Below are 9,779 nucleotides of genomic sequence, written 5' to 3'. Positions count from 1 at the left end.
CCGGCTCGCCCGCCGTCGCCGCCATGCGTTCCGCCGCGGCGCGCGCGGCGAGGCGCCGGGGTGAGAGCAGCAGGATCTCGCCGGTGCACCAGGCTTGCTCGAGCAGCGCAGGCGCGACCGCGGTCGTCTTGCCCGCGCCCGGCGGCGCGACGAGCACGGCGGAGGACCGCGTACGCAGCGCGGTAAGCAGTTCGGGCAGGACGGCAAGGATCGGTAGCGGCGGCGGAGTCATCGCCGCCTGCTGCCACAGATCGGTCGTGGCGCAACCGCTTTTCCGGGGGTCGCGCACCACCGCGACCGTCGTGCCCAGCCCCCACCCCGCCGAACGCGGCTGGCAAGGACGCGCGAACCTGCTAGACGCGGGGCACGAATATGGCGTCCGATCCTTCCCCAAACTCTTCGACGGCGACCCGCCGGACCACCGACAGACTGCGCGGCAGTATCGCGCGCGTCTGGGCGAGCCGCTGGACCAAGGCGGCGCTCGCGCTGTTCGGCCTCGGGCTGATCGCGCTGTTCGGCTTCTGGCTGATCGTCGTCCGCGACCTTCCCTCGGTCGATACGCTGCGCACCTACGAACCGCCCTTGCCGACCAATGTGCGCGGGATCGATGGGGCACCGATCCACAGCTATGCGCGCGAACGTCGCGTCGAGCTCAGCTTCGCCGAATATCCGCCGATGCTGATCAATGCGTTCCTGGCCGCGGAGGACAAGTCGTTCTTCGAGCATCACGGCGTCGACTTTCCGGGGCTCGCCGGCGCGGTCTTCGACTATGTCTCGAAGATCGGCAGCGGCCGACGCGCCCGCGGCGGATCGACGATCACGCAGCAGGTCGCCAAGAACCTTCTGATCGGCAACGAATATTCGCCGACGCGCAAGCTGCGCGAAGCGGTGCTGGCGTATAAGATCGAGGATACGCTGACCAAGCCGCAGATTCTCGAACTCTATCTGAACCAGATCGCGCTTGGCCGGAACGCGTTCGGCGTCGAAGCCGCCAGCCACGCCTATTTCGACAAGGACCTCGACCAGCTCGATCTCGCACAGATCGCCTATCTCGCGATCCTGCCCAAGGGTCCGTCGAATTACGATCCGGTGCGCTATCACGACCGCGCAATGACGCGGCGCAACTATGTGCTCGACCGGATGCTCGAGAACGGGTTCATCACCCGCGCGCAATTCGACGCGGCGAACGCCGAACCGCTGGGCGTCGTGCTGCGACGCACGCCCCGGTTTGAAAGCGTCGGCGGCTATTTCGTCGAGGAAGTCCGCCGCCAGCTGATGGCCAAGTTCGGCGAAAGCGCGAAGGACGGCCCTTACAGCGTCTACTCGGGCGGCCTCTGGGTGCGGACCTCGTTCGACACGCGGTTGCAGGATCTGGCGCAGCAGGCCTTGCGTGATGGTCTGGTCCGCTTCGACAGCGGGCGCGGCTGGAACGGGCCGATCCGCCATGTCGAGATCGAGGACGACAACTGGCTCCAGCCGTTGCTCAACAGCAACATCGCACTCGATTACCGCAACTGGGTGGCGGCGATCGTGACCGGCAAGGACGGCAATAGCTGGAGCCTCGGCTTCCGCACCGGCAAGACCGGCACGCTGCCACGATATGCCGCGCAGATGGCGGTGCGCGGCAAGGGCGGCAATGCGTTCGGGGCGATCAAGACCGGCGACATCATCGCGGTCGCGCCCGAAGGCGGCGAGTTCGCGCTCCGGGCGATCCCCAAGGTCTCAGGTGCGTTCGTCGTCGAGGAGCCTGCCAGCGGCCGCGTGCTTGCGATGCAGGGCGGCTTCGACGACCGGCTCCAGGCGTTCAACCGCGCCACCCAGGCGATGCGCCAGCCTGGATCGACGATCAAGCCGATCGTCTATTCCGCCGCGCTCGACAACGGGATGACGCCCGCCTCGATCATCGTCGACGGGCCGTTCTGCGTCTATCAGGGTGCGCGGCTGGGGCAGAAATGCTTCCGCAACTTCGGCAATTCGCGCGGCGCCGGGCCGCACACGATGCGCTGGGGCATCGAACAGTCGCGCAACCTGATGACGGTCCGCGCCGCCGCGCAGACCGGCATGCCCAAGGTCGTGGCCACCATCAAGAAGATGGGCGTCGGCGATTACGCGCCCTATCTCTCCTTCGCGCTGGGTGCCGGCGAGACGACCGTGGGGCGGATGGTCAACGCCTATTCGATCCTCGCGAACAACGGCAAGGGCGGGCCGCCGTCGCTTATCGACTTCGTCCAGGATCGGCACGGCAAGGTAATCTGGCCCGAGAACTGGCGGGCCTGCGACCGGTGCAACGCCCCCGATTGGGACGGCAAGCCGATGCCGCGTCCGGTCGCGCGCCAGCGCCAGGTGCTCGACGCGATGACCGCCTATCAGATGGTCCACATCACCGAAGGCGTGGTGCAGCGCGGTACCGCGGTGACGCTGCGTGATCTCGATCGGCCAATGTTCGGCAAGACGGGCACGAACAATGGCCCGACCGACGTCTGGTTCATCGGCGGAACCCCGCAATATGTCGGCGGGCTGTATATCGGCTTCGATACGCCGCGGAACCTTGGCAGCGCGGCGCAGGGCGGCACGCTGGCGGCGCCGATCTTCAAGCAATTCGCGGTCAAGGCCTATGCCGATCTGCCCAAGCTGCCATTCCGCGCACCCGCGGGCATCCGGATGGTCCGGATCGACCGGGGGAGTGGCCGCCCGGTCTATGGGACATGGCCGAACACCGACGATCCCAAGCCGGGCGTCATCTGGGAAGCGTTCAAGCCCGAAAGCGAGCCGCGGCGTGCCGCGCGCCGTGCGGGCCCCGCTCCCACCACCACCACCGCGCCGACCGCCGCCCCCAAGGCAGAGGCTCCGCGCGACAGCGATTTCTTGCAAAGACAGGGCGGAATCTACTAGCCGTCCCCATATTCCGGGGCTGGCTGTTCATGCCGGTCCCAACACTGGAGAATACCCATGCGCGCCGAAGCGCAGGCTCACGTTGACACCATCAAGGACGCGCTGGCGCTATTGCGCCGTTTTCTCGACTGGGACCGCGCACTGCGTCGTCTCGACGAGCTGAACGCGCGCGTCGAGGATCAGGCGCTCTGGTCGGACCCCAAGGCTGCGCAGGAGGTGATGCGCGAGCGTCGTCGTCTCGACGAGGCGATCAGCGCGACGCGCGCGATCGAGAGCGAGCTCAGCGACACGTCCGAGCTGATCGAAATGGCCGAGGCCGAGGGCGACACCGCGATGGAAGCGGACGGCGTCGCCGCGCTCGCCGAACTCGCCGCCCGCGCGGACAAGGACAAGATCAAGGCGCTGCTCGCGGGCGAGGCTGATGCCAACGACACCTATATCGAGGTCAATGCCGGCGCCGGCGGGACCGAAAGCCAGGACTGGGCGGGCATGCTCAGCCGCATGTATTCGCGCTGGGGCGAACGCCACGGGCTGAAGGTCGAACTGGTCGACCAGCATTCGGGCGAGCAGGCGGGGATCAAGTCCGCGACGCTGCTGCTGAAGGGCGAGAACGCCTATGGCTATGCCAAGACCGAGAGCGGCGTTCACCGGCTGGTGCGGATCAGCCCGTATGATTCCGCGGCGCGTCGTCACACGTCGTTCGCTAGCGTCTGGGTCTATCCGGTCGTCGATGACAATATCGAGGTCGAGTATAACGAGAGCGACCTGCGTATCGACACCTATCGCGCCTCCGGCGCAGGCGGCCAGCATATCAACACGACCGATTCGGCCGTGCGCATCACGCATGTCCCGACCGGCATCGTCGTGCAGTGTCAGAACCAGCGATCGCAGCACAAGAACAAGGCCGAGGCCTATAACCAGCTCCGCGCGCGGCTCTATGAACGCGAGCTCGCGATCCGCGAGCAGGCGGCCAATGCGGAGAATGCGTCGAAGACCGATATCGGCTGGGGCCACCAGATTCGGTCCTATGTGCTGCAGCCGTACCAGATGGTGAAGGATCTGCGGACCGGCGTGGTCTCGACCAGTCCGTCGGACGTGCTCGACGGCGATCTCGAGGCGTTTATGGCCGCCGCGCTGTCGCAGCGTGTGACCGGCGAGGCGGTCGAGGTGGAGGACGTCGATTGAAGATGACGCGCGTCCTGGCCCTGCTGCTGTCCCCGATCTGGCTGCTAGCGGCATGCGATGGCAGCAAACCGCTGATCCAGCGTGAACCCAAGGATGCGGGCCCCTTCCCCGCCGCCGACCGGCCGGTCGCGTCGATCGTCTCCGCGCGCTGGTCGAATGAGGAGGCGCGCGACCGGTTGAACGAAGCGGGCGAGGTCATGACCAAGGCGGATCTCCGCAAGGGCATGACGGTCGCCGATATCGGCGCAGGCGAGGGCTATTACACGATCCGCGCCGCCGCGCGGGTCGGCAAGGACGGTCGCGTTCTCGCAGAGGACATCGTCGCGAGCGTCCGCGACCAGCTGGCGGAGCGCGTCGCGCGCGAAGATCTCGCCAATGTCAGCGTGCGACTCGGCGAAGCCAATGATCCGAAGCTGCCCCCGGCGAGTTTCGACCGCGTACTGATGGTGCACATGTACCATGAGATTGAGCAGCCCTACGAGTTCCTGTGGCGGCTTCGCCCTTCGCTGAAACCCGACGGACTCGTCGTCGTCGTCGATGCCGATCGCGAGACGCGCAACCACGGCACGCCGCCCGCACTGCTGAAATGCGAGTTCGCGGCGGTCGGCTATACGCAGGTCGACAGAGACGAGATGCCGTCGGCGGGCGGCTATATGGCCATGTTCCGCGCGACCGGCCCGCGCCCCGCGCCCGAGGCAATCCGCGCCTGCCGGACGAAATAGCGCCACCGGGTGGAGCAAGTATTGTTCCGGACCGTCAGACCATCCCCATCGCGCGCAGGCTCGCCACCCGGTCGCCAGCGATCACCACGTGATCGAACAGCACGACCTCCACGGTCCGCAACCCGGCCGCCAGCGCACGGGTAAACGCCACGTCGCGCGTACTCGGGGTCACGTCCCCGCTCGGATGATTGTGCGCGATCACCACCCCCTGCGCCGCGAACGCCAGCGCATCGGCAGCGATGATGCGCACCGCGATCTGCACCTGATCGCGCCCGCCCGCCACATGCCGCATGCCCAAAAGCCTCCGATTCGGATCAAGATAGGCGACCGCCACCGCCTCAGTCGTTGCATGCCCGAGTCTTGCGAACAGCGCGCATGCCGCTGCAAGGTCGGCAATGATCGGAGCGGAGGCGGGCGACGCGGGCACCACCTCGACTGCCGCATTGCTGCCCCTGTCGCATCCACAACTGCATCCGCTTGAGCGATCCGCCCCGCACCGCTAGGCCGTCGCGATGCGCCAATATCTAGACCTCATGGACCGCGTGCTCTCGACCGGAGTCGAGACGATGGACCGCACCGGCACGGGCACGCTCAGCGTCTTCGGCGCGCAGATGCGCTTCGATCTCGCGCAGGGCTTCCCCGTGCTGACGACGAAGAAGCTTCATCTTCGCTCGATCATCGTCGAACTCCTGTGGTTCCTGCGCGGCGACACCAATGTCCGCTGGCTGCAGGAGCGCAAGGTCGCGATCTGGGACGAATGGGCGGACGAGAGCGGCGATCTCGGCCCGGTCTATGGCAAGCAATGGCGCGACTGGGTGGCCGGCGACGGTCGCCATATCGACCAGATCGCCGAGCTGGTCGACCAGATCAAGACCAACCCTGCCTCGCGCCGCCAGATCGTCTGCGCGTGGAACCCGGGCGATCTGCACGCCATGGCGCTGGCCCCCTGCCACTGCCTTTTCCAGACGCATGTCGCCAACGGCAAGCTCTCGCTCCAGCTCTACCAGCGCTCGGGCGACATCTTCCTCGGCGTGCCGTTCAACATCGCCAGCTACGCACTGCTGACGCATATGCTCGCGCAGCAATGCGGACTCGAGGTCGGTGAGTTCATCTGGACCGGCGGCGACTGCCACCTCTATTCGAACCATCTCGAGCAGGCACGACTGCAACTCGGCCGCACCCCCGGCCCGCTCCCGCGGCTCGAGATCGTGCGCAAGCCGGACTCGATCGACGCATATGAGCATGAGGATTTCGTGCTCCACGACTACGTCGCGCAGCCGCACATCAAGGCACCCGTCGCGGTCTGAACAGAGAGCGAATCGCAATAGGAACTGGGTGCCGTCCGCGCGGTTGACCGTCCGAACCCATTCGGAAGGCCTATCATGGACATCACCCAGCTCATCCTCGACGAACACGCGCAGCAGCGTGCGCTGTTCGCACAGATCGACAGCATCGACGCCAAGGACACCGAGGCGCTGTCGGCACTGTGGACCCGCCTCAAGAACCTGCTCGACGCGCATGCCGAGGCGGAGGAGCGCTTCTTCTACCCGCGGCTGATGAAGATCGGCACCGGCGGCAACGACGCCGACTCGGCCGCCGAGGAGACCGAGGACGCGATCGAGGATCACAACGACATCCGCGAAACCGGCGAAGCGGTCGACAAGCATCCGGTCGGCTCGGACGCGTGGTTCGAGGCGGTCGGCGAATGCAACAAGGCGAACAGCGATCACCTCGCCGAGGAAGAGCGCCAGGGCCTGACCGACTTCCGCAAGCATGCGACGCTGGAAGAGCGGCACGAGCTGGGCGTCCGGTTCGCGGCGTTCGAGGCGAACCACCTGAACGGCGTGAAGGTCGTCGAGAAGGATCCCGAGGCGTACGTCAAGGAACACGCCCCGAACTGATTGACCCGCTTTATACCACCCCGGCGAAGGCCGGGGTCCAGGTGGAAAGGTGGTCGTAACGGAGCGCCGTCTTTCACCACCGACGTCCCCCAACTGGGCCCCGGCCTTCGCCGGGGTGGTGATACAAGCATAGCCCCCCGCCCCCATATCCGCCATGATACCCGCATGATCACCTTCTACCTCGCCCGCGCCAGCAACGGCGTCATCGGCCGCGACGGCCAGCTCCCCTGGCGCCTCCCTGCCGATCTCAAGCGCTTCAAGGCGCTTACGATGGGCAAGCCGATGGTGATGGGCCGAAAAACGTTCGAGAGCTTCCCGAGCCCCCTCCCCGGCCGCCGCCACATCGTCCTTACCCGCGGTCACTGGCACGCCGACGGCGCGGAAGTGGCGCATTCGATCGACGAGGCGCTCGCGATGGCCGGGGACGACGTCGCGGTAATCGGCGGCGCGCAGATCTATGCGCAGCTGCTCCCCCATGCGGACCGGATCGAGCTCACCGAAGTCCATGACGAACCCGAAGGCGACGCCATCGTCCCCGCGTTTGACGGCTGGCACGAGATTGCCCGCGAAGACCACCCGGGCGAAAAGCAGCGTCCACCCTACAGCTTCGTCACGCTCACCCGCCGGTAAAGACCGTTCCCCCCGCAAAGGCGGGAGCTCGGACTCGACTCCCACCTTCGCGGGAGAACAAGGAGGCGCGGGAGACAACGACACGGAAGGACTATCGTCATCCGCGGCGTCTGGGTACTGACCCGTGCATGCAACGGCTCGACGGTGGCGCATCCATCCCTTCGCATCTGGCGGACGGGATCGTGGCGCTGGGTAATTTCGACGGATTCCATCTCGGTCACCAGGCGGTGGTCGCGCGCGCGATCGCGTGGGCCAAGGCGGAGGGGCGCCCTGCGCTGGTGGCGACGTTCGATCCGCATCCGGTCCGCCATTTCCGCCCCGATACGCCCCCCTTCCGCCTCACGACGCTCGACCAGCGCGAGCGGCTGTTCGCAGACGCTGGCGCCGATGCGATGGTGGTGTTCCACTTCGACGGCGATCTCGCCGCGCTGACCGCCGAGCAGTTCGTCGCCGACCGGCTCCAACGCAATCTGCGGATCGGCGGCGTGGTGACGGGCGAGGACTTCACCTTCGGCCATGCCAAGAGCGGCACGGTCCACACGCTCGCCGCGCGCGGCCCGGTCCACGGCTTTCGCGCGGAAACCGTCGGCGCGGTCGCGCTGGATGGCGAGACGGTGTCCTCGACCCGGATCCGCGAGGCGCTGCGTGCCGGCGACATGGCGACCGCGACCCGGCTGCTGACGCGTCCGTTCGCGATCGAGGGCGTGGTGCAGCATGGCGACAAGCTCGGCCGCACGATCGGCTATCCGACCGCCAATCTCGACATGGGCAACTATCTGCGTCCCGCCTACGGGATCTACGCGGTGACCGGCCGGCTGGAGGACGGGCGCGTGCTGAAAGGCGCGGCGAACCTCGGCATCCGCCCGAGCTTCGATCCGCCGAAGGAACTGCTCGAACCGCATTTCTTCGATTTCACCGAAAACCTGTACGGGCAGACGATCGAGGTCGCGCTGATCGACTATCTGCGCCCCGAGGCGAAGTTCGACAGCCTCGACGCGCTGATCGCGCAGATGGACATCGACTGCGACCGCGCACGCACCATCCTCGCCTGACTGCGCCACTGCTGGTGCGTGCGGGAGGGGGGATGGCAACGCGCCCTCCGCTCGGCTACAGCCCGGCCCACTTATGACCGATACTCCTGCGCCCGCCCGCGATTACCGCGACACCGTCTTCCTGCCGAAGACCGACTTCCCGATGAAGGCCGGTCTCGCCGCCAAGGAGCCGGCGATTCTAGAGCGCTGGGCAAAGCTCGGCATCTACGACCGGCTGCGCGAACAGCGGCTCGGGCGCGAGCGGTTCATCCTGCACGACGGCCCCCCGTACGCGAACGGCGACATCCACATGGGCCATGCGATGAACAAGGTCCTGAAGGACATCATCGTCCGATCGCAATCGCTGATGGGCAAGGACGCGCCCTACGTCCCGGGCTGGGACTGTCACGGCCTGCCGATCGAGTGGAAGGTCGAGGAAGCGTATCGCGCGAAGAAGCTGAACAAGGACGACGTCCCCGTCGACCAGTTCCGCGCCGAATGCCGCGCCTATGCCGAAAAATGGGTCGAGGTGCAGAAGGGCGAGTTCGAGCGGCTCGGCGTGATGGGCGACTGGGCCGATCCGTACCTCACGATGAAGTACGATGCCGAGGCGACGATCGTCGGCGAGCTGCTCAAGTTCGCCGAGAGCGGCCAGCTGTACCGCGGTGCGAAGCCGGTGATGTGGTCGCCGGTCGAAAAGACCGCGCTCGCCGAGGCCGAGGTCGAATATGAGGACATCGTCTCGACGCAGATCGACGTCGCGTTCGAGATCGTCGACGCGCCGAACGCGCCCGAACTGGTCGGCGCGCATGCGGTGATCTGGACGACGACACCGTGGACGATCCCGGTGAACCAGGCGCTCAGCTATGGGCCTGGCATGCACTATCAGGCCTTTCACGCAGCTGATGGTCGCCGGTTCCTCATCGCCTTCGACCTTAAGAACGAGTTTGAGCGTCGCACCGGCATCCTGTTAGACTCAGGAGATTTGCAAGAGATCACAGATCGACAGATCCTCGGTTCGCAACTCGAAGGCGCCACCGCACGCCACCCGATGCACGCACTCGGCGGGTTCTTCGCCAAGCCCCGCCCGTTCCTCCCCGGCGACTTCGTCACCACCGACGCGGGCACCGGCCTCGTCCACATGTCGCCGGACCACGGCGAGGACGATTTCGAGCTCTGCAAGCAATACGGCATCGACCCGGTCTTCGCGGTCGACGGTGCGGGGATGTACCGCGCCGACTGGGCCTGGCTCGGCGGGCAAGGGTCTGTCATCAACAAGAAGTTCGTGGCCGCCGACGGCCCGATCTGCACCGATCTGCGCGCGACCGGTGCGCTGCTCGCGGCGAGCGACGACTTCAAGCACAGCTACCCGCATTCGTGGCGTTCCAAGGCCAAGGTGATCTTCCGCGCTACGCCGC

At 66.6% G+C, this 9,779-nt stretch carries 10 protein-coding genes; 8 read left to right on the top strand and 2 right to left on the bottom strand.

Features of this window, described 5'->3' with window-relative positions; genetic code table 11:
• Positions 1-232, bottom strand: a 232-nt coding sequence (locus sphsw_RS07210) for a hypothetical protein (protein ID WP_152555423.1), incomplete at its 3' end; no start/stop codon positions are given.
• A gap of 140 nt (positions 233-372) precedes the next feature.
• Here sphsw_RS07210 and sphsw_RS07205 point away from each other — a divergent pair.
• The 3 genes from sphsw_RS07205 to sphsw_RS07195 are packed head-to-tail and all read left to right on the top strand — an operon-like array spanning position 373 to position 4,799.
• Positions 373-2,892: a penicillin-binding protein 1A gene (locus sphsw_RS07205; protein WP_031440010.1), complete on the top strand. Its 2,520-nt coding sequence runs from the start codon at positions 373-375 to the stop codon at positions 2,890-2,892.
• Between the two features lie 57 nt (positions 2,893-2,949).
• Positions 2,950-4,077, top strand: coding sequence for a peptide chain release factor 2 (gene prfB / locus sphsw_RS07200; protein WP_031394840.1), 1,128 nt, complete (start codon positions 2,950-2,952; stop codon positions 4,075-4,077).
• 2 nt (positions 4,078-4,079) lie between these two features.
• The gene (locus tag sphsw_RS07195; protein ID WP_031440009.1) at positions 4,080-4,799 is read left to right on the top strand and encodes a class I SAM-dependent methyltransferase; all 720 of its coding nucleotides are present in this window, start codon (positions 4,080-4,082) and stop codon (positions 4,797-4,799) included.
• 34 nt (positions 4,800-4,833) lie between these two features.
• On the opposite strand, the gene sphsw_RS07190 is transcribed toward sphsw_RS07195, so the two are convergent.
• Positions 4,834-5,226 carry a JAB domain-containing protein gene (locus sphsw_RS07190; RefSeq protein ID WP_152555421.1) on the bottom strand — a complete coding sequence of 131 codons (393 nt, stop codon included), beginning with the start codon at positions 5,224-5,226 and terminating at the stop codon, positions 4,834-4,836.
• 85 nt (positions 5,227-5,311) lie between these two features.
• Between sphsw_RS07190 and sphsw_RS07185 the strand changes: the two genes are divergently transcribed.
• From sphsw_RS07185 to sphsw_RS07165, 5 genes are all read left to right on the top strand, one after another.
• Positions 5,312-6,106 (top strand): thymidylate synthase, encoded by a 795-nt coding sequence (locus sphsw_RS07185; protein ID WP_031440007.1) that lies wholly within the window; start codon positions 5,312-5,314, stop codon positions 6,104-6,106.
• A 75-nt stretch (positions 6,107-6,181) separates the two neighbouring features.
• On the top strand, positions 6,182-6,700 hold the full coding sequence (locus sphsw_RS07180) for a hemerythrin domain-containing protein (RefSeq protein ID WP_031395906.1): 519 nt from the start codon (positions 6,182-6,184) through the stop codon (positions 6,698-6,700).
• Positions 6,701-6,865: 165 nt separating this feature from the next.
• A complete protein-coding gene (locus tag sphsw_RS07175) occupies positions 6,866-7,330 on the top strand; it encodes a dihydrofolate reductase (RefSeq protein ID WP_031440006.1) in 465 nt (154 codons plus the stop codon).
• Between the two features lie 128 nt (positions 7,331-7,458).
• Positions 7,459-8,382: a bifunctional riboflavin kinase/FAD synthetase gene (locus tag sphsw_RS07170; RefSeq protein ID WP_031440005.1), complete on the top strand. Its 924-nt coding sequence runs from the start codon at positions 7,459-7,461 to the stop codon at positions 8,380-8,382.
• 73 nt (positions 8,383-8,455) lie between these two features.
• A partial coding sequence (locus sphsw_RS07165) for a class I tRNA ligase family protein (RefSeq protein WP_031440004.1) occupies positions 8,456-9,779 on the top strand: 1,324 nt, incomplete at its 3' end.

The organism is Sphingomonas sp. FUKUSWIS1, assembly GCF_000733135.1.
Taxonomy (GTDB): Bacteria; Pseudomonadota; Alphaproteobacteria; order Sphingomonadales; family Sphingomonadaceae; genus Sphingomonas; species Sphingomonas aerolata.
This window is presented reverse-complemented; position numbering and strand designations above follow the sequence as displayed.

Coding starts and splice junctions, on each gene's coding strand:
- prfB (WP_031394840.1), top strand. CDS start 2,950: ATGCGCGCCGAAGCGCAGGCTCACGTTGACACCATCAAGGACGCGCTG.
- sphsw_RS07175 (WP_031440006.1), top strand. CDS start 6,866: ATGATCACCTTCTACCTCGCCCGCGCCAGCAACGGCGTCATCGGCCGC.
- sphsw_RS07185 (WP_031440007.1), top strand. CDS start 5,312: ATGCGCCAATATCTAGACCTCATGGACCGCGTGCTCTCGACCGGAGTC.
- sphsw_RS07180 (WP_031395906.1), top strand. CDS start 6,182: ATGGACATCACCCAGCTCATCCTCGACGAACACGCGCAGCAGCGTGCG.
- sphsw_RS07205 (WP_031440010.1), top strand. CDS start 373: ATGGCGTCCGATCCTTCCCCAAACTCTTCGACGGCGACCCGCCGGACC.
- sphsw_RS07170 (WP_031440005.1), top strand. CDS start 7,459: ATGCAACGGCTCGACGGTGGCGCATCCATCCCTTCGCATCTGGCGGAC.
- sphsw_RS07195 (WP_031440009.1), top strand. CDS start 4,080: ATGACGCGCGTCCTGGCCCTGCTGCTGTCCCCGATCTGGCTGCTAGCG.